This is a genomic window from Nocardia sp. NPDC049737, from assembly GCF_040674755.1.
Taxonomy (GTDB): domain Bacteria; phylum Actinomycetota; class Actinomycetes; order Mycobacteriales; family Mycobacteriaceae; genus Nocardia.
In genome coordinates this window covers 26,359-53,349 of the sequence record NZ_JBFANH010000043.1, presented here as the reverse complement: position 1 = coordinate 53,349, position 26,991 = coordinate 26,359, and the positions used below count along the sequence as shown (strand labels likewise).

Annotated in this window: 20 protein-coding genes; 7 read left to right on the top strand and 13 right to left on the bottom strand. The window is 65.4% G+C overall.

The features are described 5' to 3' along the window. Positions 1–307: 307 nt before the first annotated feature. Positions 308–1,813, top strand: coding sequence for an FGGY-family carbohydrate kinase (locus tag AB0J47_RS37795; protein ID WP_364357902.1), 1,506 nt, complete (start codon positions 308–310; stop codon positions 1,811–1,813). Between the two features lie 82 nt (positions 1,814–1,895). Here the strand turns inward: AB0J47_RS37795 and AB0J47_RS37790 are convergent, their stop codons facing one another. The 4 genes from AB0J47_RS37790 to AB0J47_RS37775 form a co-directional block, all read right to left on the bottom strand. Further along, positions 1,896–3,167, bottom strand: coding sequence for a sugar ABC transporter permease (locus AB0J47_RS37790; protein ID WP_364357899.1), 1,272 nt, complete (start codon positions 3,165–3,167; stop codon positions 1,896–1,898). Continuing rightward, complete coding sequence (locus tag AB0J47_RS37785) at positions 3,164–3,988, bottom strand: ATP-binding cassette domain-containing protein (protein WP_364357896.1); 825 nt, start codon at positions 3,986–3,988, stop codon at positions 3,164–3,166. The genes AB0J47_RS37790 and AB0J47_RS37785 overlap by 4 nt, the downstream gene beginning before the upstream one ends. Before the next feature lie 43 nt (positions 3,989–4,031). After that, positions 4,032–5,129 (bottom strand): substrate-binding domain-containing protein, encoded by a 1,098-nt coding sequence (locus AB0J47_RS37780; protein WP_364357893.1) that lies wholly within the window; start codon positions 5,127–5,129, stop codon positions 4,032–4,034. A 101-nt stretch (positions 5,130–5,230) separates the two neighbouring features. Continuing rightward, on the bottom strand, positions 5,231–6,292 hold the full coding sequence (locus AB0J47_RS37775) for an alcohol dehydrogenase catalytic domain-containing protein (protein ID WP_364357919.1): 1,062 nt from the start codon (positions 6,290–6,292) through the stop codon (positions 5,231–5,233). A gap of 192 nt (positions 6,293–6,484) precedes the next feature. On the opposite strand from AB0J47_RS37775, the gene AB0J47_RS37770 reads away from it, so the two are divergent. After that, the gene (locus tag AB0J47_RS37770) at positions 6,485–7,459 is read left to right on the top strand and encodes a sugar-binding domain-containing protein (protein ID WP_364357890.1); all 975 of its coding nucleotides are present in this window, start codon (positions 6,485–6,487) and stop codon (positions 7,457–7,459) included. Between the two features lie 64 nt (positions 7,460–7,523). Here the strand turns inward: AB0J47_RS37770 and AB0J47_RS37765 are convergent, their stop codons facing one another. Further along, a complete protein-coding gene (locus tag AB0J47_RS37765) occupies positions 7,524–7,931 on the bottom strand; it encodes a PaaI family thioesterase (protein ID WP_364357887.1) in 408 nt (135 codons plus the stop codon). A 65-nt stretch (positions 7,932–7,996) separates the two neighbouring features. On the opposite strand from AB0J47_RS37765, the gene AB0J47_RS37760 reads away from it, so the two are divergent. Next, positions 7,997–8,605 (top strand): TetR/AcrR family transcriptional regulator, encoded by a 609-nt coding sequence (locus AB0J47_RS37760; protein ID WP_364357884.1) that lies wholly within the window; start codon positions 7,997–7,999, stop codon positions 8,603–8,605. 84 nt (positions 8,606–8,689) lie between these two features. Here AB0J47_RS37760 and AB0J47_RS37755 read toward each other — a convergent pair whose 3' ends face one another. Further along, positions 8,690–9,034, bottom strand: a complete 345-nt coding sequence (locus AB0J47_RS37755) for a YrdB family protein (protein ID WP_364357881.1) — start codon at positions 9,032–9,034, stop codon at positions 8,690–8,692. A 167-nt stretch (positions 9,035–9,201) separates the two neighbouring features. Between AB0J47_RS37755 and AB0J47_RS37750 the strand changes: the two genes are divergently transcribed. Together AB0J47_RS37750 and AB0J47_RS37745 are read left to right on the top strand one after the other, a co-directional pair. Beyond that, on the top strand, positions 9,202–9,747 hold the full coding sequence (locus AB0J47_RS37750; RefSeq protein WP_364357878.1) for an AAA family ATPase: 546 nt from the start codon (positions 9,202–9,204) through the stop codon (positions 9,745–9,747). Between the two features lie 347 nt (positions 9,748–10,094). After that, positions 10,095–10,709, top strand: a complete 615-nt coding sequence (locus AB0J47_RS37745) for a class I SAM-dependent methyltransferase (RefSeq protein WP_364357875.1) — start codon at positions 10,095–10,097, stop codon at positions 10,707–10,709. A gap of 204 nt (positions 10,710–10,913) precedes the next feature. On the opposite strand, the gene AB0J47_RS37740 is transcribed toward AB0J47_RS37745, so the two are convergent. Further along, a complete protein-coding gene (locus AB0J47_RS37740) occupies positions 10,914–11,375 on the bottom strand; it encodes a PPOX class F420-dependent oxidoreductase (RefSeq protein WP_364357872.1) in 462 nt (153 codons plus the stop codon). A gap of 436 nt (positions 11,376–11,811) precedes the next feature. Here AB0J47_RS37740 and AB0J47_RS37735 point away from each other — a divergent pair, with 436 nt between their 5' ends. Beyond that, a complete protein-coding gene (locus AB0J47_RS37735) occupies positions 11,812–12,543 on the top strand; it encodes an alpha/beta hydrolase (protein ID WP_364357869.1) in 732 nt (243 codons plus the stop codon). 10 nt (positions 12,544–12,553) lie between these two features. Here the strand turns inward: AB0J47_RS37735 and AB0J47_RS37730 are convergent, their stop codons facing one another. The 6 genes from AB0J47_RS37730 to AB0J47_RS37705 form a co-directional block, all read right to left on the bottom strand. Beyond that, complete coding sequence (locus AB0J47_RS37730) at positions 12,554–12,754, bottom strand: hypothetical protein (RefSeq protein ID WP_364357866.1); 201 nt, start codon at positions 12,752–12,754, stop codon at positions 12,554–12,556. Between the two features lie 120 nt (positions 12,755–12,874). Then, positions 12,875–14,899, bottom strand: a complete 2,025-nt coding sequence (locus AB0J47_RS37725) for a protein kinase (protein ID WP_364357863.1) — start codon at positions 14,897–14,899, stop codon at positions 12,875–12,877. Positions 14,900–14,953: 54 nt separating this feature from the next. Then, complete coding sequence (locus tag AB0J47_RS37720) at positions 14,954–15,607, bottom strand: response regulator transcription factor (protein ID WP_364357916.1); 654 nt, start codon at positions 15,605–15,607, stop codon at positions 14,954–14,956. A gap of 38 nt (positions 15,608–15,645) precedes the next feature. Next, on the bottom strand, positions 15,646–17,019 hold the full coding sequence (locus AB0J47_RS37715; protein ID WP_364357860.1) for a histidine kinase: 1,374 nt from the start codon (positions 17,017–17,019) through the stop codon (positions 15,646–15,648). A 128-nt stretch (positions 17,020–17,147) separates the two neighbouring features. Beyond that, entirely contained in the window at positions 17,148–24,317 is a 7,170-nt protein-coding gene (locus AB0J47_RS37710) for an SDR family NAD(P)-dependent oxidoreductase (RefSeq protein WP_364357857.1), read from the bottom strand. Positions 24,318–24,375: 58 nt separating this feature from the next. Next, entirely contained in the window at positions 24,376–25,971 is a 1,596-nt protein-coding gene (locus tag AB0J47_RS37705) for an acyl-CoA carboxylase subunit beta (protein ID WP_364357854.1), read from the bottom strand. 575 nt (positions 25,972–26,546) lie between these two features. Here AB0J47_RS37705 and AB0J47_RS37700 point away from each other — a divergent pair. Then, a complete protein-coding gene (locus AB0J47_RS37700; protein ID WP_364357851.1) occupies positions 26,547–26,936 on the top strand; it encodes a hypothetical protein in 390 nt (129 codons plus the stop codon). Positions 26,937–26,991: the final 55 nt, after the last annotated feature.

Genomic DNA, 26,991 nt, shown 5'->3' with positions numbered 1-26,991 from the left:
AGGCGCAAGAATTCTGTATACGACCGCGCACGACGATGGCTGCCCGGCGCACCGTCGAGATAACCAGATTGACTGGCTAGCATCCGCCGCCTGTCATCGGCCATCGGCATCACAGTGCCCGATGGCAACGTCGAACTGCTCGACCGTGCGACCATTCGGGGGCTGCCCCGTTGGGGTGCTGCCCGAGGTGGCGGCGGCCGCGACGGACCGCAAGCAAAACAGAGCTGGACGACGGCAACGGTCCGGTATCCGCCGCCCGACTCTATTACGCTGATGCCGAACGCGCGGGAATGATGTGGAAGTGCGGGTGACTGGGTTGTCGGATCTGCTGCTTGGTGTCGACATGGGTACGGGCAGCACCAAGGGGGTGCTGACAACCAGCGACGGCACGATCCTCGCGACGGCGGTCCGAAAACACGGCATGAGCCTTCCTCGGCCGGGCTGGGCAGAGGTAGATGCAGAGACCATCTGGTGGGGCGATCTGGTCGAGGTATGCCGGGAACTCGTTCCCCATATCGCAGAGCATCGTCTAGCCGGCATATGCGTCAGTGGCGTCGGTCCGTGCCTGCTGCTGTGTGACCAGGATTTGCGCCCGGTCCGGTCGGCGATTCTCTACGGAATCGACATGCGGGCTACGGCCGAGATAACTGAACTCACTGACCGACTCGGTGCCGACCAAGTGCTGCAGCGTTGCGGTAAAGCTCTGTCGACGCAAGCAGTGGGACCGAAAATGCTGTGGATGGCGCGGAACGAGCCCGACGTGTGGCGACGGGCCACCCGGTGGTACAACTCCAGCTCATATGCCGTCGCAAAACTGACCGGGGCCTACGTGCTCGACCACCATACGGCCAGCCAGAGTGACCCGCTGTACGACCTGCGCGGGCAGGATTGGGCGCAGGACTGGATCGGCGATATCGTCGGGCATCTCGAGATGCCGCAGATCGTTTGGCCACATGAGGTTGTGGGCGCAATAACGTCAGCGGCCGCACAGGAGACGGGTCTGCCCGCCGGAACTCCCGTCTGCGCGGGTACCGTCGACGCCTGGAGTGAGGCTTTCAGCGCCGGGGTGCGGCGCCCCGGGGACGTGATGCTGATGTACGGCTCGACGATGTTCTTCGTCCAGGTTCTTCCTACCCTCCAAACTCACCCGCTGCTATGGACAACCTCTGGCATCGAGCCGGGGCAGTTCACGCTCGCCGCGGGAATGTCGACCTCGGGGTCGCTCACGTCATGGGTTCAGCAGTTGACCGGGGACGTGCCGTTCGAACAGCTCATCGCCGAGGCGGCGGCCGTGCCGCCTGGATCCGACGGCCTGGTACTCCTGCCGTACTTCGCTGGTGAGCGCACGCCGATCTTCGACCCGAGAGCGCGTGGCGTCGTCGCCGGACTCAGTCTGCGGCACGGGCGGGGCCACCTCTTCCGTGCCGCATACGAGGGCATCGCCTACGGCATCCGGCAGATCATCGAGTTTCTCGACAGCGAGCAGACCCCGATCGAACGGCTCGTGGCTGTCGGCGGTGGAACGCAGGGTGGCTTGTGGACTCAGATCGTGAGCGACGTCGTCGGCCGACCCCAGGTGGTACCGACCCAAACCGTGGGCGCGAGCTACGGCGACGCACTGCTCGCCGCGATCGGAACCGGCCTGGTTCCACCGGAGACCGACTGGGCGACCGTCGGTCAGCTCATCGAACCGAACCCCCGCACCCGGGCACTTTACGACGACCTGTTCGGCGTCTACGACAGCCTGTACGGAGCGACGAAACCGCTCGTGCACACGCTGTCCGCCATCCAGGAGTCCCCCTTCACCGAGTGACTCCGCACATGCCGGAGGGATGTGTGCGCGACATGCAAGTCGGGCCGCAATTGGCCCTACTCACATCTCCGGAGGATGTTCCTCATGCCTGTCCGTGCGAGACGCGGGATCGGCGCGCCAATGAATCGATGAGTACCGCCAGGGCAAGGACAGCACCGGTGATCATGAACCGCGGGGCCGACGACAGATTCAGCAATGTCAATCCATTCGAGATGGATTGGATCACGAGGATTCCCAGCAGCGCTGAATACGCTGATCCTCGACCACCGAACAGGCTTGTACCGCCGATGACGGCTGCGGCGATGGCGTTGAGATTGACGTCGCCGGTGCCGGCACTCTGACTGGCCGAGGCCAGCCGGGCCGCCATGAAAATACCTCCGAGCGCCGCGAGCGTGCCGGTGAGGACGAACGCAGACGTATAGACCCGGTTGACGTTGATACCGGCCCGGCGCGCGGCCTCGACGCCGCCGCCGACCGCGAACATGTGCCTTCCCCAGCGGGTCCGGGTCAGGCCATAGTTTGCCACCACGACCGCGATGACGAAGACCATGAACATCCACGGCACTCCATTGTCCTGGTTGAGATACCAGGTGGCGGCGAGGAAGACGACCAGGAGCGCACCGCTCTTGATCAGCCGGGATTGCACGGACGGCCGGGATAGATTGGCCCGTGCCCGTTCTCGGATGTTCGCCAGACCCGCGATGAGCACGCCGACCGCAGCGACGACGCAGATTACATAGGCCACAGCGGGTGGGAGGAACTGCTGCTGGCCGAAGGTCACCAGTTGCGAACCGTACGGGAGGTTGATCGACCCGTGGCTGCCGAGCAGCTGAAGCTGAAGTCCGAGGAAGGCGAGCAGGCCGGCCAGAGTCACAACGAAGCTCGGCATACCGAATCGGGTATAGACCAGTGAATAGAGCAGCCCGATCAACGCACCGCTGAGCAGAGCCGCTAGGACGGCCACCGGCATGGGCCAGCCCTTGTTGACCCACAGGACCCCGAGGAACGCCGCCGAGAGACCACTCAAGGAACCCACCGACAGGTCGATCTCCCCGAGAATCAGGACCAGCACGATGCCCAGGGAGATCATTCCGACGGCCGCACTGTCGTACAACAGATTGACCAGGTTCGTCGAGGTAAGGAAGACCGGGTTCAGGGTCTGGAAAACAACGGCGATGCCGACCAGACCGACGAGGACGGGGAGCGGGCCCAGATCACCGGAGCGCACGCGGCGACCGAATCCGGTGATCATCCCGCCGACGCTGCCCACACCGACGGTTACTCGGCTGTCCTGGCGGTCGAGTTCAGTGCGCTCGGCCGCCTCGGACTTCGTGGACGTTTCCGTCTGACTCATGACAGCTCCTCTGCGGTGTTCGCAACAGCCGCGTCGACCTCGACCGCTCGCCGGGCCGATCGACGAGCGACGACGTTGTCCGTGGCGCCCGTGATTGCCGCGACAAGCTCATGGTTGCTCACATCCGGACCGAAGGTTCCGTTGTTGCGGCCGAGCCGCAGCACCACGATCCTGTCCGCGACCGCCCGAACGTCCTCCATGTTGTGACTGATCATGATGACGCCGAGCCCCTTTGCGCGCACCCGCTCGATCAGGTTGAGGACTTCGGCGGTTTGCGCCACCCCCAGCGCGGCAGTCGGCTCGTCGAGCATGATGAGCCGAGGGTTGACCAGCAGCGACCGGGCGATAGCGACGGTTTGGCGCTGACCACCCGACAGCGACGCGATGGGGACGCGAACGCTCGGGATCCGAGCCGATAGCTCCCCGAGCAGCTCCCAGGAGCGGGTCTCCATCTCGACCTCGCTGAGCCGCGTCCTACCGAGCTCTCGACCGAGGAACAGGTTGGCGACGACGTCGAGATTCTCACAGAGCGCGAGATCCTGGAAAACGGTAGCGATGCCGAGTTCGAGTGCCGCGTTCGGCGAGGGAATTGTGACGGGCTTCCCGTCGAAGAAGAGCTCACCGGAGTCGGGCTGATGGACCCCGGACAGGACCTTGACCAGGGTGGACTTACCAGCCCCGTTATCGCCGACGAGGGCGACCACCTCGCCGGCGTGGACTTCCATTTCGATGTCGGTCAGCGCGGAGACCGCGCCGAAAGTCTTGCCGATACTGCGAAGGCTGAGCACCGGCGTCGTGGACGATGTTGCCGTGGCTGTCATAAGAACTCTATCGATGGCGTACAGGGGTGGCGTGCAGGCGGTTTCAGGAGATCCCCAGTGCGGTGCATCCGGTGGCATAGGCACCAGTACACAGCTCCGCCGCGGTGTTGATCTTGGCGTCGACGATGTCAGCCTTCAAGTTGTCCCGTGTGACGACCTTCGGCACGAAGAGCATGGTCGGGGCCTTGAAGATGGTTGTGAGGTTGCCGCCGCCGACGGCCTCGACCTGCTTGCCCTCGACGAGATCGACGACGACTTCAGCTGCCGCGGTAGCAACTATCTCGCTCGGCTTGGAGATCGTGTTGTACTGGTCACCCGAGATCACGAGTTGGAGCCCGGCATTGGTCGCGTCGTTGCCGGTAACCGGCGGGATAGGCTTGACGTTCGCGGCCTTCAACGCGGCAATGGCACCACCGGCCGTCCCGTCGTTGGCCGCGACGATCCCACCGATCTGACCCCCGAACCGCGAGACCTGGCCCGCGACCCACTGCTGAGCAGCAGTCGGCTCCCAGTCAGGGGTGTCGTACTCGGCGAGCGTCGCATACCCGCCGCTGGCGAGGCCTTCGTGGATGCCCTTCTTGATCAAACCTGCTGCCGCGTCGGTCGGTGAGCCGTTGACCTCCAGGATCCCCTTGTCGGTCGGGACGCCGGTGTCCTTCATGTGCTTGACGAGCGATTCGGCGATCGCCTTGCCGATGGCCTCGTTATCGAAGGAAACGTAGTAATCGACCTTCGCGTCCGGGATGGGCCGATCGTAGGCAACGACCTTGATTCCCCTCGCCTGAGCACGTGACACCATCGAGGCCGCGGCGGTGGAGTCGACCGGATCGATCACGATGGCCTTGACGCCCTGCGAGATGGCGGCGTCGAACTGCTGCTGCTGCTTGGCTGCGTCAGCGTTGGCGTTGTTGTAGAGCGCCGTACAGCTCGCGCACAACTTGCTGAGCGCAGCCTTGAAGCCCGGCGCATCGTGCTGCTCATACCGGGTCGATGCCTGGTCCGGCATGAGGAAGGCGACCTTCGCGCCATCGATACCGCCGGTAGCGGTTTTGGCGTTCTTACCCGAGCTACACGCCGCGAGCGGCAGGGTGAGGGCAATAGCGAGGACAATGGCAGCCCGGGTCGTCTTGGTAACGTTCATAACGATGTCTTTTCCGATCTGATGTGATGTCCGGGTGGCAGTGGGCGACCATGGTTCGGCCAGTCGCGAGCCGATCGTTTCCGTCAGCCTGAGCCGACCGATCAGGGAATGAGTGAGACCTTGATCGACTCCTTACCCGATGCGACGAGGTCGAGTCCGCGCGCGAACTCCGCAATCGGCAGCTGGTGGGTGCAGATGTCGTCGAGCGGGAGCTTGCCGCCCTCGATGAGCCGGATCGCAGCAGGCCAGCAGTTCGGTCCTAGATGGGCGCCGCGCACGTCGAGTTCCTTGTCATCGCTGATGATCGTCCAATCGACGGTCACCGCCTCCTTGAAGACGCTGTATTCGATGAAGCGACCGAGCTTGCGCAGCAGGTTGAGACCCTGGATCACCGCCGACGGGTGCCCGGTCGCCTCGAGGTAGACATCGGCGCCATAACCACCGGTAAGTTCTCGAACGCGGGCAACGGGATCTTGCTTGCTGATGTCTATCGTCAACGTGGCCCCGGCGCGCGCCGCAAGCTCCAGCTTGCGCGGTTCCATGTCCAGAGCAATGACCTGGGCCGGAGACTTCGCCGCCGCACCCGCGACCATGCCGAGGCCGATGGGCCCGCACCCGGCGACGACAACCACATCGGAAAACGTGATGTCGGCCCGTTCGACGGCGTGGAGTGCGCAAGACAGCGGCTCCGCGAAGGCCGCGTGCGCAGGGGGAATGTCAGCGCTGATCCGATGGACCAGAGAACCCTGCGTGATGACCATGTACTCCTGCATGCCGCCGTGGGTTGCGCGCTTGAAGCCGTAGATGTCGTGCACCTGACACATGTGGTAGTTACCCTCGGCGCAGTAGCGGCAGTTCCAGCACGGAACGATCTGCTCGACGACGATGCGATCGCCGACCTCGACGCCCCAGCGCTCGCGAGCGGCATCGTCGAGCTCGACGATCCGCCCGGTGATCTCATGCCCCGGTACGACCTCCGTCTCCGCCCATGCCGCCCGGTTTTCGTCACCCCAGAACTTCGATGCGCCGTGGTAGCACTTCAGGTCGCTCGCGCAAATGCCGACGGCCTCAACGCGGATGAGTGCCTCTCCTGGCCTCCGCGACGGGACCGGTAGCTTCTCCAGCCGGTAATCAGCGGGACCGTGACACACGACTGCCTGCATCGTGTCACCAGCGCAATCGGCTGACCGGGTGCGTTGTCGATCAGTCACGGGGGACTCCTTCTGCCTGCCTCCCGAGGGAGGCGTGTTCCATGTCACTATAGACATCAGTGAACAGAAGTACAGCACAAATGTTCAGACCCGATCGAATACTCTGAACATCTGCACACTGATTCGCACGGAAGGAGGATGCCGATGAGAGACCGAGCAGCCGGGAGTATCGATGCGGGCGCCCGCCGCCGGTTTCCTCCCGGGCTGGTGTACCAAGCGGCGCGGCTGTACTACCTGGACAACGCGACTCAGGCCGAGATCGCACACCAAATCGGCACCAGCCGTGCGACCGTGAGTCGCCTCCTCGCCGAGGCGCGCGAGACCGGCATCGTCCAGGTCACAGTCCGTAACCCGCACAAGCGGGCGCTGACCGACCTCGAGCATGATCTCCGCCAGGCGCTCGGACTAACTGCGGCATACGTGACACCGGAGTCCCCAGGCGTCGAATTGGGGACGCTGCTCGCTCCCCGCGTCGCCGACGCGCTCACCGAATCGCAACTGCGCCCCGGAGACACGCTTCTAGTGTCAACCGGCGCAACGGTATTCGCAGTCGCGCGGCACGATCTCCCACCGCTGCCCGGCGTCGTCCTGTGCCCGACAGTCGGCGGTATCGAAGAGCCGGAGGCGCACTACCAGTCGAACGAGATCACGCGGGCGCTGGCGCTGCGAGTCGGCGGAGTCCCCGTCATGCTGTACACCCCCGCCATGCCGAGCCCGACCCTGCACGAAGCGTTGATGAGCGACCCACAGATCCAACGGGTCCAGCAACTGTGGCGGTCCGCGCGCGCCGCACTACTCGGGATCGGTGCTCCACCGCTGCACCGATCGTCGCTGCCGAGCGTCATCTCGGCGCGGGAGGCAACGCTCGAGCACGCCGTCGGTGACATCTGCGCCCGCCCATACGGACCCGACGGAGCGCCGATCGAGTCCAGTGGGTTCGAGCGCCTCATCGCCATCCCGCTGGAGGATCTCCCGCGCATTCCGCACACAATCGGCGTGGCCATCGGCCAAGACAAGGTGGATTCAATCCTCGTGGCGGCCCGCGCCGGCTACGTGAACACCCTCGTGACCGACAGCCCCACGGCGGAGGGGCTCCTCAGAGCGGCTGCCGTCAGATAGATCATGTCGCCGGTGTTCTGATCTTGGACCGTTGGCGGTCCTGCTCCCGCATCTGACAGCGGTTTCAGGCGGCCGCGTGCGGAACGCGTGTCTGCACAGTTTGGATCACATGGACGCACAGCTCGCCGGATTCGTCCGCGATTTGCACACCCACCACCACCGAGGTGCGGCTGACGCGGATCGGCGCGGCGACCGCATGCGCCGCTCCGCGGACCGGACGAAGAAAATGCGTTGTCGAATCGGTCGTCGCGGGCAGTGCCCCCGGGGCGGAATTCAGGGCGGCACAGACCGCGGCAGCCGCATCGGCCAACCCCATCAAGGCACCGCCGTGCAGGCCACCCCCTGTTGTCGACAGCGCGACGGTGTGGGTCAGGCGGGCGGCGACCGCGGAGGGTGTGAGTTCCGAGAACTCCACTCCGAGAGTGCGAACGAACGGAGCGAGTTGGTAGACGTCCTCGGCGGTGATGGTCATGGTTGGCCTCTCATGGTTGTAGAGACTTCACTCTACAACCATGTCTGGAGAGTATTCTCTACAGCGTGGTGAGATTCGTACACGACACCGCGGCGATCCTCGACGCTGCCGCGCGGCTGCTGGCTACGCAGGGACCCGCCGGCGTCACGATGTCCGGGGTGATCCGGGAATCCGGTGCGCCGAGCGGTTCGGTCTACCATCGCTTCGCCGATCGGCCCTCATTGCTCGCCGCCCTGTGGAACAGGGCCGTCGGGCACCTACACCAGGACGCCTACGTCCTGTTCGACGAGGACGATCCGGTCGAGGCCGCCGCCGCGATCACAGGCCACATCGTGCAGTGGTGCCGGAGCAACCCGCTCGACGCACAGGTCCTGCTCGCAGGTGTCCACCACTTCACTCCCCAGAGCTGGCCCGCCACCGCGCGCGAGGAACGCGCCGCCGAAACAGCCCGGTGGGATGCTGCCATCCGCGGACTCGTCCACTCGTTACGCGCCGAAACCGGGGTGTCCACGGCAACGATCCTTCTCACCATTGTCGACCTGCCATACGCCGCGGTTCGGCGATATCTGACAGCCGGCCGGCCGATACCCACAGAACTCGACGTCCAGGTACCCACCATGGTGCGCACGCTGCTGAACAGCTTGCCCGCCGCAGAGGACAGAGCCGCCGTTTGATCGAGCACCGAGACAACCGGTTCCGCGCTGGTCACCGCATCCGTCCGCAAAGATCTCCTGAACTCCGTACATCACGCGGCGTGCTCACAAGTTCAGATGCCCAAACCTGATCGCCAACAGATTCGCTACCAGGACGGCGACGAATACGACCGCGACCGCTCGGTAGCTCACGGCCCACAGTCCGACCGCAGCGCTGCCGAAAACCACGACCTTGGTGACGATCGCGAGCAGTGGGTTGTCGAATGTCGCATGCGGCGCCGCGAACAGGCCCCAGACCAGCGCCGCGAGAAGTGGCACGCCGACAGCCAATACGAGCTTGACCGGAGTCACGGTGGCGGTCTTCCAGCCCCACAGTCCCAGCGCCCCGAGCGCGACCAACTCCATCCCGAATGCCAGCGTGAGGTTGGCCCATTTCCAGACTTCCTGCATGTCCGTTCTCCCACGAGTCGCCGAGAGCATCGCTCTCTAATGAGAGCAGTGTGCACGGCCGATTCAGCTTCGTCAAGTTGCTGCCCGGCACCGGCCGCGGGCGTCGAGCCGGAGAATGGTGGCGTCCAGGTTGAGATAGCGGCTCGTGTCGTTGAGACACTGAGGATGTGGACGGGGATGGCGAACTCAGCGGGCAACTGGTTGTCCTGCGTGGGGACTCGGGGGCAGGAAAGTCTTCGGTCGCCAGAGAAGTGCAGCGCGGCTTCGCAAAGGGACGCTGCGCCGTTGTCGGCCAGGACGTTATCCGTCGGACGATCCTGCGGGAACGCGACGAACCCGACGCATTCAATGTGACCCTGATCGAGACGATCGCCACCGCCTGCCTGGACCACTGCGCGGTCGTAGTCGTCGAGGGCATCCTCGACGCCGACCGATACGGACGGATGCTCGAGCGGCTACAGCATCGTGCGTTCCGATCACACTTCTACGCGTGGGACCTGGCCTTCGAAGAAACTGCACGGCGTCACCACACACGACCACAAGCAGCCGAGTTCACGGTCGCCGACATGCGCTCGTGGTACCGCGGCTGGCAACCACTGCCCTTCGTGGACGAACTGCGCATGGGAGCCGACTGGAGCTTGCATGCGACTGCTCGACGAATCCGCTCGGACCTCCTCTGCAAACCGCGACCGGAAGCGTTGGAGCGCAACTGATGTCGGCAGCCGACCAACCGTCGGCCCGGCGCCGACGCCTCGGCCGCGGCTCGCATCGCCCACCATGCCCGCCGAACCGACCTCCGGTTCTCCGCGTGCTGGCATCGGCCGGAATATGCTGTGCCGCAATGGGAGTGCTCGCGCCGCAGCGTAAACGAACCTACCCAACCAACGTCCGGAAATGCCGTAACCAGAGTGCTCAGAAGCCTGGTCGCCGTTATCCGCCTGACGTCCGGTGTCGATGGGCGGGCTGCATCGGCGTCGGGCACCATCATGCCGCGCGCTCACTATCGGCACGGCGGTGGCACAGTGAACCAGAGGCGGGCCCGAGCGAAGAGGAACAGACCATGAGCGGACGTACCCCCAGCCAGTGGGAAGAGCTCACTGCTGCTGACCCTGCGCATTCGACGTGGTACGTGGAGCGATTCCGAGCAATGGCGGCCGAAGGCACGGATATTGTCGGGGAGGCCCGGCTGGTGGACGCGATGCTCGACCGCAGTGGCCGAGTCCTGGACGCAGGATGCGGTCCGGGGCGTGTGGGTGCCTACCTGCACCGAGCTGGCCACGTCGTAGTCGGCGTCGACGTCGACCCGGTGTTGATCGCTGCGGCGGAGCAGGACTATCCCGGTCCGACCTGGATAGTCGGTGATCTCGCCGAATTGGACTTGCCGGGGCGCGGGGTGGCCGGCGACTTCGATGTCATCGTGTGTGCGGGGAACGTGATGACATTTCTGGCGCCGTCCACCCGGGAGGCGGTGCTGGCCGGGTTCGCCCGCCATCTCGCCCCAGCCGGACGGGTGGTTGTGGGTTTCGGCGCCGATCGTGGTTACGAGTTCCCGCAGTTCCTGGCAGACGCCGAGGACGCCGGACTCACGGTGGATTTGCGGCTATCGACGTGGGATCTACGTCCATTTACCGAGGAGTCCGACTTTCTGGTGGCGGTGTTCTCACGCGCAGATTGAAGCCTGCCCAGATCTCGAACCCGACTGGGCTCTATCCGTTCCACTGCAGCACCGAACACCCGCTACTGTCGCTTCCCGCGCTGATCGAACGAGTCGACCTGCATTCCGGCTGCCGTGCGATAGGCGGAGATATGTGTCGGGTACCGACCACGCCGGCCCAACTGCGGGTGATGTGGTACGAAGGCCAGGCAGTGATCGACCGTCTCAGTCCGCGAGTTCGGGCGGGAAGCCGCCCGTCGCAATAGGTCCCCAGCGTTCGATATCTATGCGCAACAGCGACTTGTTCTGCCGTGCCATGGCCTCGCGGTACTCAGCCCAGTCCGGATGTTCGCCGGAGATAGCGCGAAAGTACTCGACGAGACCGTCGAGGGCTTCCGGCATATCCAGGACCCCGGCGCGACCATCGACCTGCACATAGGGGCCGTTCCAGTCGTCGGACAGCACGCAGATCGACACGCGCGGGTCGCGTCGCGCGTTGCCGACCTTGGCGCGGGTCGGGTAGGTCGACACCACGATGCGGCCCTCGGGATCAATCCCGCAGGTTACCGGCGACAATTGCGGGCGGCCGTCGCCGCGGCTCGTAACCAGGACGCCGCGGTGGCGGGTACGCAGGAATTCCAGCAGTTCGGCTCGTTCGACCCGGTCGGCGGTGGCAATACGTGGCATGGTCGGGCTCCTGTCGTGGCAATGCCAGGGGACAAACGCAGTCGCCGTCATGGTGTCACATCGATAGACCGCACTGCCGCGACCGCCGCGGGCACCATCGCCATCGAGAGTTTCACCTGTAGAGCTTCGGGTCAGGAACCGGTTGTGGCGCAGCACCGTCAGATCCGAATCCCGGGCCGAGCGCATAGGAACGCTGATCCTCCTTCGTCACGCGGCCCGTTGTGGCCGCTCTGTCCCTGGGACGGAGCCAGCGCCACCGCAAAAACCCGTTGGCGGACCATGGCCGGCCACTGCTAGCCTTCCGGAAGCCGTGCCAGAGAACGAGGAGGTGGTACCCGTGAACGCAGTATCTACATGGGTGCTCCCCTCTGGGGTCACGGTCGGGCGATAGGTCGTCCGGGAGCGCCGCTCGAGAGCACTCCCGAAAGGCAAGACCATGCAATTCACTTCTGAACAGCGCCTCGACGACGGCGTCCTCGAACGCGAATTCACTCTCGGCGAGATCCCCGGCATCCTGTGGACACCCGGATCCGCATCCGCCCCGGCGCCGCTGATCCTGGTCGGCCACCCCGGCGGACTGCACATGATGTACCCGCGACTGGTGGCCCGGGCCCGGCACGCCGCGGCGGAGGGCTACGCCACGGCCACCATCGAGCTCCCCGGGAGCGGTGACCGGCCCCGTTCCGCCGCCGCCGAGCAGGCCCGCGCCGACCTGCGCCGGGCGCTGCAGGCCGGCGTGCCGGTCGACGACGAGATCGTCGACCGGCTCGTCCTTCCGCTGGTCGAAAAGGCGGTCCCGGAATGGCGGGCCGTCCTGGACGCCCTCCTTTCGTTGCCCGAGATCGGCGGCCCGGTCGGGTACTCGGGAGGGGTGATCGCCATCGGCATCCGGCTGGCGGTGGTCGAGCCGCGCATCTCGGCCGCCCTTCTGTTCGCCGGGAGTTTCGTGCCCCGCACCATGTTCGAGGAGGCCCGGCAGGTCACCATTCCGCTGCAGGTCCTGCTGCAGTGGGACGACGAAGGAAACGACCGGCAACTGGCCCTGGACCTGTTCGACGCCTTCGGCTCCAAGGAGAAGACGCTGCACGCCAATATGGGCGGGCACACCGGCGTCCCGCAGTTCGAGGGGGACGACGGGAACCGGTTCTTCGCGCGGCACCTGAAGTGAGGCCGGGCCGTCAGGCCGGCAGCAGACGATAGGAGCGCTCGGCCAGGACGCCGCTCATCGAGGACAGGTCACGGCCCTCCTCGATGGCGGTGGCCAGCAGTTGCACAACCGCCCCGATCGCGGCGGTACCGGCCATCGGCGGTACCCGCCGGTCGGGGCGGCGCGTCTCCGGATCGACGTCGGTGAAGATCCCGCTGGTGATGACGTCCAACGGTCGCCGCCGAGGGCAGTCAATGCACTGTAAATAGCCGCTCATCAAGCGTTTCTATAACAGCATTTCGGCCAAATCCTATGGACACGAACTCATTTCGTGTTCGCCGCGGTTGCTGTGTCAGTAGACGTAGACCACCGCGTTTTCACCGCCGGTGCAGGTGACCAATTGTCCGTCCGCGACGCAGTTCATGGTGTAGGTGCGGCCGGTGACGGGACTTGTCGCGACCACTGAGCGCGATGAGCGTGAGACGTTCGTAGCTGCGGATTCGGCGTAGGCCTTGCGGACGGCTTCCGCGAAACCGCAACTGGTGACCGAGGATCCGGTGGCCGATTGGGTGAAGCTGCCTGAAACGGGTTTGCCGTTCGTGCAGTTCGTCGCGCCGGCGGGCAGGGTGACCGAGGTGGGCGCGGCCTTAGTGGTCGAGGTCGACGGCGATGTCGTCGAACCGCCGGTGGCGGCCGTCGTGGTCACCCGCGCACCCGCCTGAACATTCGAATCCTCGGATTTACCGGAGCCGAGTACCTGCCAGCCGATGGCACCGCCGACCGCGAGCACCACGATGACGAAGACGGTGACCATGATCGGCAACAGGACCGATCGCTCCTGCCGATACGGATCCGCGGCGGGATCCTGCGCGTAGTAATCGTCTTCGTAGTCGGGCGCGACATAGGCCTGCGGCGAGTATTCGGCCGGTTGGGGCGAGGGCCGGTAGGGGTTCGGCGCCGCATGGGCGGGACCGCGCGGCGGCTCGAATGGCGGTGCGCCGGAGAAGGGTTGCGGCAACGGGACACGGCGCGTCTCCGGAGCAGACGAATCCTGTTGCGCGCCATACTGTTCCGGATACTCCCGCGCCGGGTACCGGCCCTCTGGGTAGTGCGATTCCGGATACCGCTGAGTCTGCTCGGCCTGCGACGGCTCCGAATACTGCGGTTGTTCCGGAAACCGCTGAGTCGGCGGTGCCGCCGGATCACCCGCGTACCGCGGCAACGGCAAGTCCTGCGGAAACTCCGGCGGGGACTCCTCGTACAAATGCGCATCGGGAAACGGCCGCACCTGCCGACCGGCCCCGGGCGTCCGGACCGGCGGACCGGCGGGCGGCTGCGGCGGCAACGGCGTGAACTGCAGATCCGCGGGCGAGACCACCGTCGGCGCGGTTGGATGGATGACCGCGGGAATCGTTCCCGTCGACTCCGCGGGCGTCGCCGGACTGCGGTGCACCACAGCCTGATCCGACGGCCCGCGCGAGGGATCGGGCGGCCGCACGATCAAGGTCGGCATATTGGCGGCGGGTGCGGTGGCGAGTGCGGCCCTGGCCGCGCGCGCCAGATCGGTCGCGGTCGGGAAACGATCGGCCGCCTCCTTGGCCATGCCGCGGCCGATCACCTCGTCCATCGCCGCGGGCACTCCCGGTCGCTGCACGCTCGGTCGCGGCGGCGGTTCGGTGAGATGTGACCGGATCAGCACACTCATGCTCCCGGCCGGGAACGGTGTTGCCCCGGTGAGGCATTCGTGCAGAACACAAGCGAGGGAGTAGATATCGGCGCGACCGGTCACCGGTCCGGAATCGAACCGCTCCGGGGCCATATAGGTGTAGGAACCGATGGCCGTGCCCGCCTGGGTCATCGCGCTGTCGCCCTCGGTGTGGGCGATGCCGAAGTCGACCAGATAGGCGAAGTCCGCCTCGGTGACCAAGATATTGGCCGGTTTCACATCGCGGTGCACGAGACCGTCGGCGTGCGCGGCGTCCAGGCCCGCCGCGATCTGCTCGATGATGCCGATCGCGCGCTCGGCGCTCATCGGCCCCTGATCGCGCAGTATTTCGCGCAGGTCGGTGCCGGGCACCAGCCGCATATCGATGAACAGCACACCGTCGATCACGCCCCAGTCATGGATCGGGATGATGTGCGGTTCGGCCAGGCGGGCGGCCGCCTGCGATTCGCGCCGGAAGCGCACCTGGTAGATCGGGTCCCTGGCGAGTTCATCGGACAGCAGTTTGACCGCGACCACGCGGTCCTTCACCGTGTCGTACGCCTCGTAAACCTCGCCCATACCCCCTTTGCCGAGCAGCGCTCGGAGCTCATACGGCCCGAAACGACTGCCGACTCTCCATCCAGGTCCGTCCACCCCGTCATTCCTCCACATCCCGGGCAAAGATCGCCCATCACCAGCTCCGGGTATGCGCGATCCGGCTGCCCGTCAACCCGTGGATTGTCCTGGTGCAACCACCCCGTGGTCAAACGCAAACACGATCGCGGCGGCCCGGTCCCGCAGCTCCAGTTTGCCGAATATATGTCCGACATGGCTCTTGACGGTGACTTCCGAGATGCTGAGGTCGCGTGCGATCTCAGCATTGACGCGGCCGCGGCCGATCAATTCTAGTACCTCGTACTCGCGCGCCGTGAGTTCGGCGAGTCGGCTGTCGTCGCGGGTTACGGCGGGACGAACCGTCCGGTATGCCGAGAGCACGCGACCGGTGACCGACGGGTCCAGCCACGCCCCGCCGACGGCGACCGTGCGGACCGCCCGGATGAGATCCTCCGCGGGCGAATCCTTCAGAATGAATCCGGCCGCCCCGGCGCGCAGCGCGCCTGACAGCAGCTGGTCGTCGTCGAAGGTGGTGAGCACCAGCACCGGCGGTGCACCGTCTCGCGCACGCAGCATGCGGGTCGCGTCGATGCCGCCGACGCGCTTCATGCGCAGATCCATCAGCACGACATCGGGCCGGTTGGCCGCGATCGCGGCGGGCACCTCATCGCCGTCGGCGCATTCGGTGACCACGAAACCGTCACGCCGCCGCAGAATGCGCCGCAGCCCGCCGCGGACGAGTTCCTGATCGTCGACGACCAGCACGGTGACCGGCGCTTCGCCACCGGCCGCAGCCCCTGTCGTCACGCGCCCTCCCCCAGCGCACCGTCGCGCCGCATGTCACGCACCGCACTCGCGGCTCCGTGGATCACGTCGGGCAGCCCGCACGACATCGACCAGGCCCGCGCGCCGCTCAGTGGGAATTCGGCTCGCACCATCCAGCCGTGGTCGTAGGGCCCGGTCTTGATGCGGCCGCCGAGCAGTTCGGCGCGCTGGCGCATACCGGACAGTCCCATCCCATCGCCGAGATCCGGCGGCAATCCCCTGGGCAGCGAGTTGTTCACGATGAGCCGGGCCACCGACGAGTCCACCTCCAACAGCACGGTCGCGGTCGCGCCGGGCGCATGTTTGATCACATTGGCCAGGGACTCCTGGCCGATCCGATAGAGCGCGAGCCCGACCGCCGCGGATACCGCGGACAAATCCTCGGTACGGGTGTAGCGAACATCCAATCCGGCTCCGGCGAAGTCGCCGACCAGGTCATCGATATCGCGGATTCCGGGCTCCGGAACAAGTTTGGACGGCCGGGCATCGAGCAGGCCGATGGTGCGGCGGATATCGGCCATGGCCTGTCTGCCGAGTCGCTCGGCGTCGACCAGCGCGTCCACCGCTTCGTCCACGTCGCGGTCGGTCTGCAGTGCGTGCCGGGCGGCGGTGAGATGCAGCAGGGTGATGCTCAGCGAATGCGCGATGACATCGTGCACCTCGCGCGCGATCCGGCTGCGTTCCGCGTCGGCGGCACGTTCGGCCCGGATCTGCTGGCTCTGGCGTTCCTGATAGAGAAATTTGCGCTGATACTGCAGCATGACGCCGACCAGCCAGCCGAGTGCGATCCCGACGATGTACATCTGCAGCCCCTGCAACCGCTGACCCGTCACGCTCCACACCAGGTGACCGGCCGCATCGAAGGCCATCAACTCGAGCACCGCGATCACCGCGAACAATGCGCTGAAACGTTTTCGCACAATGGCCGCGACCTCGCCGACCATCACCACCAGGATGAACGGGGAGAAGTCCGAAGATACCGGCTGGGTGAGCATTATGGCCGTCGCGACCAGACCGGAGACCGCGAGCAGGATCGGGCTCGGTGTCACACCGAAGAAGCAGAACAGCGGCACCGAGCCGAAGACCAGGATGAGCGCCAGAATCGGCAGCGCGGTCGGAAAATATTCGTGCCGCTGGACGATCGCGCCGACACCGACCACGAGCAGGGCCGCATCGGCGCTGATCATCACCGACGGCGGGTAGTCGAACGGCAACTCTTCGAGATTGCGACGCAAGACCGCGACCGGATTGCGTACGAAAGCCACGAACCGATCCCGGACGCGCCCACTCTCGCGGAACGGTATCGCCGGTTGGGCGCCCGCCGACGAGCCGATGGCGTGGGTCACATCCATCCTGCAAGGCTAACCGCCAGGTCGGGGCCGGTGCATCGTGCTCGGAGCGGGCAGCGGCTCCTACCGCGGTAGGAGATCGATTCGCGTCCCTGGCACGAAGACACCGAATTTCGCCGTGGGCGTGAGATCTACCGAACGCCGGAACAGCTATGCCCGGATGGCCCGGCTGTGGAGCGGGATTGTCGTTCGAACGTTTTCGTCAGCTGTTCGATCAATTCCGGGAGGTGGTTTCGGAGATAGAAGTGATCCCCTTGGTAGACGTAGGTTGTTACGGGACCGGTCGTCTGCTTATCCCATCCCGCCAGATGCTCGGGCTTGCAGAGCGGGTCATCGTCGCCGGTGAACAGCACAACAGGGCAGTCGAGCGGAACCGATGCGGCAGTGTATTGATAACCGCGGTACATGGTGTAGTCGTAGCCCAAGGCCTGTGTGGCTCGTTCGAGCAGACTGGGTTCCTGCCTGATTTCCTGCGGTATGAAGGCCAACGCCTCCAGAGCCTCCGGACTCGGGTGACGGAAAAGGCGTTCCGACAGTTGGGCCATTCCTGGGCCGTCGGGTGCCGGTACGGCCGAAATCCCGAGCGTCACCGGAGTGATGGTGTGGCCAACCCACAGCGCACGAGCGGTCTCGAACGCGAGCAGGCTACCGCCGCTGTGCCCGAAGAATGCGAACGGACGACGATCCGGGTCCGCCGCGATCATTGCCGCGAGTTCTTCAGCCAGTGCGAACAGATCGCGCCGTGGTTCCTCGTCGGCCCTGTCTTCGCGTCCAGGCAATTGGACGGCGTGCAACTCGACATGCTCGGGAAGCAGATCACTCCACGGCAGGTAGGTCGATGCCGAACCTCCAGCGTGTGGGAAGCAGAACAACCGTGTCGCGGCGTCGGGCCGTGGCGCAAACGTCTTGAACCAGCGTCCGGCCGCGACGACGGTGTCGGTAGGAACGGCATGCGTCTGCTCATCGTCCGTCCCCGCCTCCAGATCGAGGCGTTCCAGGAGATAGTCGACCAGCTCGCCCGCACTGGGATGCGTCCACACGATGGTGGCGGGGATCTTCACCTGCAGGTCCGCTTCGAGCCGGTTGCGCAACTGGAGCGCAGTCAGCGAGTCGAATCCGAGGTCGGACAGCACCGTCTTCGAGTCGACCGAGACACTGCCGAGTCCGAGTATTGTCTGCATGCACACACCGAGGTAGCTCAGCGCGAGCCGGATCCGCTCATCGGGCGCGGCGGTCCGCAGCCGGGAGTTGATGCCGTCGTTGCTGCTCACGTCGGATTCCCCCGCCGCTCGCTCCGGCATGTCGGCGAAGAACGGAGATTCGGCCGCACCGGGAGAAGCGTGGAACCAGTGTTCGGGGTCGTAGATGAAGACGCCCGCATTGGTCCGCTCGTGGTCGATCAGATCCGCCAGGCAGCGCAGACCCTCGGCGGTACCGAACGCCGCGTACCCGTGCTGGCCCAGCTCCGTTGCCCGGCCGGCCTCTCCCCACACGCCCCAGTTGATGGCTTGTGCTGGCAGCCCACGCGCCCGTCGCCATCTGGCGAAAGAGTCGAGCCAGTCGTTCGCGGCGGCATAGTTGCCCTGTCCCGGGCTGCCGAGAAGCGAAGCCACCGAGGAGAACAGCACGAACCAGTCGAGCGGTAGCTCACACGTTGCCTCGTGCAACCGCCACGCGCCGGTCGCCTTCGGCCTCCATACCCGGTCGAGCCGGTCGGCACTCAGCTGGCTCAGAGCACTGTCATCGAGGACCGTCGCCGCGTGCAGTACCCCGGACAAACGCCGCCCGTCCGCCGTTGCCGCCGTGACGAGTCGTTCGGCGACACCAGGTTCGGCGATGTCGCCGCGGACGATCTCGATCTGCGTACCCGCTGCGCGAATGTCGGCAAGCACGGCGACAGCCGATTCGGAAGGCGCCGATCTGCCATTGAGCACGATCCGGCCGGCGCCGCGGTCGGCGAGCCAACGGGTGATTTCCAGGCCGAGCCCGCCGAGCCCGCCAGTGACGACGTAGCTCGCGCCTTCGCGGACGACCGGCGTGCTGCCCTCCGGAGCCGCGACCTCGATCTCACCCTCTTGCGGAACCGTCAGGATCAGCTTGCCGATGTGCTTGGCGGCCGCCATATATCGCAATGCGGTGGCCGCCTCGGTGAACGGAAATTCGGTACACGTCGGCGGGTCGATACGACCAGCGGTGAACTCCCGCACCAGTTCGTTCAACAGATCCCGGATCAGAGGCCGCCGTTCTCGTCCGAGGACGGCCAGATCTACGGCGGCCACCGTGACGTTGCGGCGCAACGCCAGCAGTCCCAACTTGGCGTTGGCGTAGATATCGCGTTTGCCGATCTCGAGGAATCGCCCGCCGAGATTCAGCACTTCCAGGCCCGCGAAGAGTGCGGGTCCGGATAGCGAATTCAGCACGACGTCCACTCCTTCGCCGCCGGTGGCAGCGCGGGTCTGGTCGACGAAGTCCAGTGACCGGGAGTCCATCACGTGCTGCACGCCGAGTTCGCGGAGGTAGGAGCGCTTGCGATCGCTGCCCGCCGTGGCGAGTACTTCCGCGCCGAGCGAGCGCGCGATGGCGATCGCGGCCAAGCCGACTCCACCGGTGCCCGCGTGGATGAGGATTCGCTCGCCGGCACCGAGGCGGGCGATCCGGGTCAGCGCGTACCAGGCGGTCAGGTAGGCGGCGGGCACGCCGGCCGCCTGAATGTCGGTCATCGCTTCGGGCACGGGAACAACAACTTCCGCGGGCATGGTGACAAAAGTGTCGGCCGTGCCGTCGTGGAATGCCATGACCCGATCGCCGACCCGCACGTGGCGCACTCCAGGACCGATATCGGTGATGACACCGGCGCATTCCAGGCCGAGTCGGCCGGAGGTGCCGTGCAGGTCGGGGAACATGTCGAGCATGTGCATGACGTCGGCGAAATTCAGGCCGATGGCCGTGGTCCGGATCTCGACCTCACCGTGCCCCGGGGCGCGACGCGGTCGGGCGACTACGCCGATCGTGTCCAGATCACCCGCGCGAGCGATGTCGAGCGAGATCCGGTCACGACCGTACCGCTGGATCCGCTGTGGCCGTGTTCGCCAGGTTTCGTCGCTGATCCGAGCGTTGACCAGCCGAGCCGCCCAGCGTTGTCCGCCTCGCCATACGATCTCGTCGTCGGGACCGTCGGCGAACAGCTCGGCGACGAGATCGCGCAGGTCGCTTGTGCCCGGCTCCACGTCGATCAAGGTCGTGCGCAGACCCGGGTGCTCGCACATCGCCACCCGGCTCACACCGCGCAACCCAGCGTGCCCGAGGGTAGGCACCTCGTGTCCGGCGATCGCCTGCGCACCTCGAGTAATGATCCACAGCCGAGGTGTGCCGGTCTCGGACTCGGACAACAGCACGGTCAGATCGATCAGACGCATCACCTCGTCACGGCACAAGTCCGCGAGATCCGGCGCTGCCGAAGCCGATGAGGTCGCGAAGAAGACGACGTCCGTCACGGAGGTGAGCGCGCTCGTCACTGCTGGCGCGGGCGACGACGTACCCGACGCTCGGGCGTTCAGCAGTGTCGCGGTCGCTCCGGACGCGGTCAGTTCGGCAGACAGAGCCGCCGACAGTGGGTTGTCGTCGTCACCGAGTAGCAGCCATGTCCCGCGTGCACTGGCTGTCCCTTCCAGCGGCACAGATGTCCACCGGATCTCATGGAACAATCGCTCGTGCCCGCGGGTGGGTGTCTTCCGCTCCATTGGCGCGAACCGCACGTTGGTTGCCTCGGCCAGAACGGAGCCGTCCGCCGCGAATATTCGCAGCTGACCGATCGCGCCGTCCGCCGAAGCCGAAACAAGTGCCGCCTCGCAATATGCTGCCGCACTGGTTGCGGCGTAGACCCGCAGTGATCCGACACCCACTGGAAACAGCATCCTGGTACCCGCACTGCCGGTGGCAGCGACTGCCGAGATGAGCAGAGTCTGCAGGCAGGCATCGAACAGGACCGGATGCAGACTCACCGGGCCGACGAGGGCACGGGCGGCGGGCGGCACAGCGACACGCGCGAGCATCCTCCCGTCCCCGGCGCGGCGCAGACTCTCCAGTCCGGCAAACGCTGGGCCATGGTGGTAGCCGTCCGCGCGAAGTTCCGCATAGCGGCCCTCGACGTCGATGTGCTCGGGATAGACCGCATCCAGGGCAGCCGGATCGACCGGCTCGAAACCGATCCCCTGAGGCAGGTACCGCAACTCGGCGGTCGCGTGGGTGATCCACTCGTCGTCGCCATCACCCTTGCTGACCATCTCCACGATCGCGGTGTGATCGCCGCGTGGACTGAGCGAGGTGTGGAGCGTGGTGTGTTCGCGCACCGGCAGTAGCCGGACGAATCTGATGTCGGACAGCTGTACATGCTCTACGGCGCAGTCGAAGAATTCGATTCCGGCTGCCAGCGCCGTCTCGCAGTACACCGCTCCCGGCAGTACCGTGACGCCTTCTACTCGATGATCGGCGAGCCATGCTTGTGCCCCGGTACCCACATCGACCTGCCACAGATGCCTGCGCCCGGCCTCGGGGACGACTGTGTGTATACCGAGCAGCGGTGGCCGAATCTCATCCGCCACCTGTCGCGCCGGGTGCGGCAGCGGCAGATCGATCCAGTGGCGGATCCTGTTCCATGTGGTCGCCGGCGCTGCGACGAGAGTTCCGCGCCCATGACGCCGGCCGAAGTCGATGGGAACACCGACGCGGTACAGACGGGCCAGCTGGCCGGTGATGGTGCGCAAATCGTCGTTGTCGCGGCGAATGGTATGCGTGACAACCGCATCGACGTCGATCTCCTGCAGGGTCTCACGCATCGCGTGTCCGACTAAGGGGTGTACCGAGACTTCGAGGAATACGGCATGCCCATCCTCGGCGGCCGCCTGCACCGCATGGGCAAACCGGACCGGTTTGCGCAAATTATCCGCCCAGTAAGCGCCGTCGAACAGCACGGTTTGCCGCGGATCGTCGGTGACGGTGGAGTAGAACGGCACAGTGGGCCGTTTAGGCCGGATATCGGAGAGCGCTTCGATCAGCTGAGGAGCGTAGGGGTCCAGATGCGGTCCGTGTGCCGCCACGTCGGACGCGACGAATCTGGCCATCAGCCCACGCCGCTGCCAGTCCTCGACAATCTGTCGCACCGGTTCCGGGCCGCCCGCGATCACGGTGGCACGCGGTGACGAGATGACCGCCACCGTAACGTCGGCGGCCCGACGCAGTTCCTCCTCCACCTCCTGGTGTGGAAGGTCCACCGATGCCATGGCACCGGTGCCCGCCAATGGAACCAGCTGGGCGGCGCGGCGGCAGCTGACTCGCACGCCGTCCGGTATGGACAGGGCACCGCAGACGACCGCGGCTGACACCTCGCCCATCGAATGCCCGAGTACCGCCGCCGGTCGCAGACCAAGGGACCGCCACACCGCGGCGAGCGCCACCTGGGTGGCGAACAGGGCGACCTGCACGCGGTCGATCTCGGTGACCACCGTCGGGGCGCCCAGCGTCTCGGACACCGAGAAGCCGGCCTCCGCGGCTACTAGTGGCTCCAGTTCGGCGATCGTCGCGGCGAAGACCGGATCCTCGTCGAGCAGTCGACGTCCCATACCCGCCCACTGCGAACCCTGCCCAGAGAACACCCACACCGCCCCTTCGGCGGCGGTTGCGCGAACAGTGTCGCCGAGCGAATCGTCCTGGTCATCGCCCGCGGCGACTCGGTCCAGCCCGTCGATGAGCTCGTCCACGGACTCGGCAACCACACCCGTCCGAGACCGGTGATGCGAACGTCGCGCCGCGAGCGTATGCACCACATCGCCCAGTTCGACCCCGTCGCGGTTGTCGGTGAGCCAGCGGGACAGCCGCGCGGCGGTCGCACCGAGCATCCCGGGCGCCGTCGCCGAGAGCGGCACCAAGACCGGACGCGGTGTGGAGTCGGTCGCCGTCTCGGCGGTGAACGGGCCCGTGTACTGCTCCAGAACAATGTGAGCGTTGGTGCCGCTGAATCCGAACGACGACACTGCTGCCAGCCGCGTCGGCGCGTCCACCGGCCACTCGGTCGGCTCGGTTGGCACGAAGAAGCGGGTGCCGTCCGGAGAGATTTTCGGATTCCACTGCTGGAAGTGCAGATTCGGCGGGATGACACCGTGTTGGAGCGCGAGAACGGCTTTGATGAAGCCCGCGATCCCCGAGGCCGATTCCAGATGGCCGATATTCGATTTCACCGAACCCAGCGCGCATCGTCCCGCGCCGCTGCCGTAGATCGGCGTCAGCGCGCGGAATTCGATCGGATCGCCGACCTGGGTCCCAGGGCCGTGGGTCTCCACCAGCCCCACCAGGCCGGGATCGATGCCCGCCTGTGCGACCGCGGCAGCGTAGACCATGCGCTGGGCATCTTCGGAAGGGTGAACGAGTCCCTGCGATCGTCCGTCCTGGTTGATCGCGGAGCCGCGAATGACCGCGAGCACCCGGTCACCGTCACGTTGCGCGTCCGAAAGCCGTTTGAGAACAACGATTCCGACGCCCTCGCTGCGCACCAGACCATCAGCGCGAGAGTCGAAAGCATGACAGCGCCCGGTGGGTGAGAACATCCCCCACTGCGTTCCGGAGAGCATGAACTCCGGGGTCAGCATGATGTTCGCACCACCGGCCAGCGCGAAATCGGATTCCCCGGTTCGCAGGCTCTGAACGGCCAGATGGGTAGCGACCAGCGATGACGAGCAGGCGGTGTCGATGGCGACACAGGGGCCGTGCAACCCGAGAACATAAGAGACCCGCCCTGCCGCGGTGCAGTGCACATTTCCGATGGTCGCGGCATAGGCATCGATCGCGTCGTAGTGCGTGCCGAGGCGGACGGAGTTGTCCTGGCTCCACAGTCCGACGAACACACCACCCTGGGATCCCGCGACGTCGCGTGGTGGGATGCCGGCGTGTTCCAGTGCTTCCCAAGAGGCTTCCAGCAGCAGCCGATGCTGCGGGTCCATCGACGCGGCCTCCGCGGGAGAGATACCGAAGAATGCGGCGTCGAAGCCGGTGATGTCGTCGAGTGTGGCCGACCAACGAGTGTTGGAGCGGCCTCGCACCTCTCGATCGGGGTCGTAGAAGGCGTCGACGTCCCACCGGTCGAAGGGTCCCTCACGCACCGGGTCCCGCTTCTCGATGAGCAGCCGCCAAAGATCGTCCGGCGACTCGACCGAACCCGGCATGCGGCAGGCCATCCCAACGACCGCGATAGGTTCGTCCAGTCGCCGCGGCTCGTCCATCAGCAGATGTGCGATGTCACCGATCACCATCGGCATTTCCTTTCAAACAACTACTCCGACTGGTACCGGCGCAACAAGGGGGGTTTCTCTACAGTGGTATGTTTCCGTGCCGCTTCGGATGCGACGGCTCGCGCTTGTCGTTCATGATGGAAAGTGCGGCTGCAATATTCGGCCGCGTCTCGGACGGCGCGATCACCGCATCGACATATCCGCGTTCAGCGGCTCGATAAGGCGTGCAATGGGTTTGGTCGTATTCGTCGATCAGCTTGCTGCGAACAGCTTCGGGATCCGCTGCGTCGATGATTTGGTCGCGGTGCAGAATATTTCCTGCGGCCGCCGCGCCCATCACGGCGATCTCGGCGGTCGGCCAGGCGAAGCAGATATCCGCGCGCAGGTGCTTGGAGCCCATGACAACGTACGCTCCGCCATAAGCCTTACGAATAATCGTGGTGATCTTCGGAACCGTGGCCTCCGCGTAGGCGTACAGCAGTTTCGCACCACGTCGGATGATGCCATTCCATTCCTGGTCGGAGCCGGGCAGGAATCCGGGTACGTCGACCAGTGTGACGATCGGGATATTGAATGCGTCGCAGGTGCGCACGAATCTCGCGGCTTTCTCCGATGCGTCTATGTCCAGACATCCGGCGGATTTCAGTGGCTGATTTGCCACGATCCCGACCGAAGTCCCGTTGATCCTGCCCAGACCGCAGATGATGTTCGGTGCGAACAGTTGCTGTACTTCGAGGAAGTCGCCATCGTCCACGATGGCATCGACCACCGCGTACATGTCATACGGCTGGTTTGCGGAGTCGGGGACCAGCGAATCCAGCGTGGACCCGGCCCGGCTCTTCCCCGCGGCATAGACGGGCGGGAGACTGTAGTTGTTGCCTGGTAGGTAGGACAACAGATCCCGCACATAATCGATCGCGTCTTCCTCGTCCTCAGCGAGATAGTGCGCATTGCCAGAACGAGAGTTGTGCACCTGAGCGCCGCCGAGTTCCTCGAGCTCCACCCGCTCGCCCACGGCGACGGCCAGTACATCGGGGCCGGTGACGAACATATGTGATGTCTTGTCCACCATCACGACGAAATCGGTGAGCGCGGGCGAGTACGCCGCGCCTCCAGCGCACGGGCCCATGATGATCGAAATCTGCGGAACGACACCCGACATGCTGACGTTCCGGAAAAAGATCTCACCATAGAGCGCCTGCGCGACCACCCCCTCCTGGATTCGCCCACCAGCTCCATCGTTGATGCCCACCACTGGACAACCCGCCTTGGCGGCCAGATCGAGGATCTTGCAGATCTTTTCGCCATGCACCTTTCCGAGCGTGCCACCGAAGACGGTGAAGTCCTGGGCGAACACCACAAGCGGCCTGCCATCCACGGTGCCATGGCCGATGATCACGCCGTCGCCGTTCGGATGGTCGTCGACATCCGAATCGGTCGAATGGTTCCGTGCGAAGGCATCGAGTTCGACGAAGGAACCAGGATCGAGCAGAAGCGCAATGCGTTCCCTGGCAGTCTTCTTGCCACGTGAACGTTGCCTGGCAACTGCACGCGGCGTTCCAGGGGATCTGGACCGGGCTGTCAGATCATGTAACCCGGCGAGCTTCGCCGCCGTTCCATACCAACCCTTGCCAGGCTCGGTCGTGTGCCTGTCCGCGATCGGATTGTTGGTCACCATGAACGACTTTCCGGGGTCAGAGATAGCGAGCAGCGAAGATTTTTCGCCATCGAATCGTGGGTCGCGACGGTATCGATCCGAGCCGATCGGGTCAAGCCCGCCGAGGCGTGCTGTATCAGGGCGGTCACCGCTGATCCGGTTGTCGGTCGGGCAGTGAATACTGTGCACGTGGTGTCCTGTTCTGCGGATTCGGTGCTGTTGGTGGCGGCGCGAGGATTGGGCCGGCTCCAGGCCGACGTAGCGGCGGCCTTTCGAATTACCGAAAAATCTTTAATATCCGTTGACAAAGCGCGCCGGCACCGCGACCGCGCCGACCTGACCACGCTCGCGTCTGCTCGATGTGGTTCACATCCGAGCTGATCGTCGCGTCCGACAACCCGGCCGACGCTCGCGCAGCACGAACCCGGCCAGCACTCGGTCTCCAGCGACACCAGGTCGGAGCCGGAGCCTCGTGCTCAGAGCGGGCCTCGGCTCCTACCCCGGTAGGAGATCGATTCGCGTCCCTGGCACGAAGACACCGTATTTCGCCGTCCGTAGCGTGAGATCTACCAAATCACGGAAGGACATATGCGATGTCCGATCATTTCGAGCGGCCTGCGAACAATCGCTACGGCGAACATTTCGAGCGACCGAACAGTCGCAATGGATGGGAAGATCATCACCGTCGAACCGAGATCGTGCACACCGTGCTCACCCGCGCGGCGATCGATCCGGCAAGTCCCGACCTGTTCGCGGAGATCCCAGAACTGGACCGGTTGTTCGGCGGACCAGAGGGCCTCTTGCTCGCGTTGCGATATCGGTGGAATATCCATCTCGACGCGAAATTGGAGCAGGCGCTGGTGCAGGGCCAATCTGCGGTGGAGGCCTATCTCGAACTCGCCGCCGAACAACCGGTCCTGCGAGCCGTCCTGGACGCGCAACGTCGCCGCCGAGTTCAGGCAGCCGAGGCGATGGCACGATAACGCACCGGTGCGACACTGCGGTGCGCCACAATCCAAGATCGGATAGTTGAGAAAG

What these genes read in the sequence shown, in the direction of transcription:
- AB0J47_RS37790 (WP_364357899.1), bottom strand. Translation starts at nt 3,167, where the DNA reads ATGAGTCAGACGGAAACGTCCACGAAGTCCGAGGCGGCCGAGCGCACT.
- AB0J47_RS37785 (WP_364357896.1), bottom strand. Translation starts at nt 3,988, where the DNA reads ATGACAGCCACGGCAACATCGTCCACGACGCCGGTGCTCAGCCTTCGC.
- AB0J47_RS37780 (WP_364357893.1), bottom strand. Translation starts at nt 5,129, where the DNA reads ATGAACGTTACCAAGACGACCCGGGCTGCCATTGTCCTCGCTATTGCC.
- AB0J47_RS37775 (WP_364357919.1), bottom strand. Translation starts at nt 6,292, where the DNA reads ATGCAGGCAGTCGTGTGTCACGGTCCCGCTGATTACCGGCTGGAGAAG.
- AB0J47_RS37770 (WP_364357890.1), top strand. Translation starts at nt 6,485, where the DNA reads ATGAGAGACCGAGCAGCCGGGAGTATCGATGCGGGCGCCCGCCGCCGG.
- AB0J47_RS37765 (WP_364357887.1), bottom strand. Translation starts at nt 7,931, where the DNA reads ATGACCATCACCGCCGAGGACGTCTACCAACTCGCTCCGTTCGTTCGC.
- AB0J47_RS37755 (WP_364357881.1), bottom strand. Translation starts at nt 9,034, where the DNA reads ATGCAGGAAGTCTGGAAATGGGCCAACCTCACGCTGGCATTCGGGATG.
- AB0J47_RS37745 (WP_364357875.1), top strand. Translation starts at nt 10,095, where the DNA reads ATGAGCGGACGTACCCCCAGCCAGTGGGAAGAGCTCACTGCTGCTGAC.
- AB0J47_RS37740 (WP_364357872.1), bottom strand. Translation starts at nt 11,375, where the DNA reads ATGCCACGTATTGCCACCGCCGACCGGGTCGAACGAGCCGAACTGCTG.
- AB0J47_RS37735 (WP_364357869.1), top strand. Translation starts at nt 11,812, where the DNA reads ATGCAATTCACTTCTGAACAGCGCCTCGACGACGGCGTCCTCGAACGC.
- AB0J47_RS37725 (WP_364357863.1), bottom strand. Translation starts at nt 14,899, where the DNA reads ATGTGGAGGAATGACGGGGTGGACGGACCTGGATGGAGAGTCGGCAGT.
- AB0J47_RS37715 (WP_364357860.1), bottom strand. Translation starts at nt 17,019, where the DNA reads ATGGATGTGACCCACGCCATCGGCTCGTCGGCGGGCGCCCAACCGGCG.
- AB0J47_RS37710 (WP_364357857.1), bottom strand. Translation starts at nt 24,317, where the DNA reads ATGGTGATCGGTGACATCGCACATCTGCTGATGGACGAGCCGCGGCGA.
- AB0J47_RS37700 (WP_364357851.1), top strand. Translation starts at nt 26,547, where the DNA reads ATGTCCGATCATTTCGAGCGGCCTGCGAACAATCGCTACGGCGAACAT.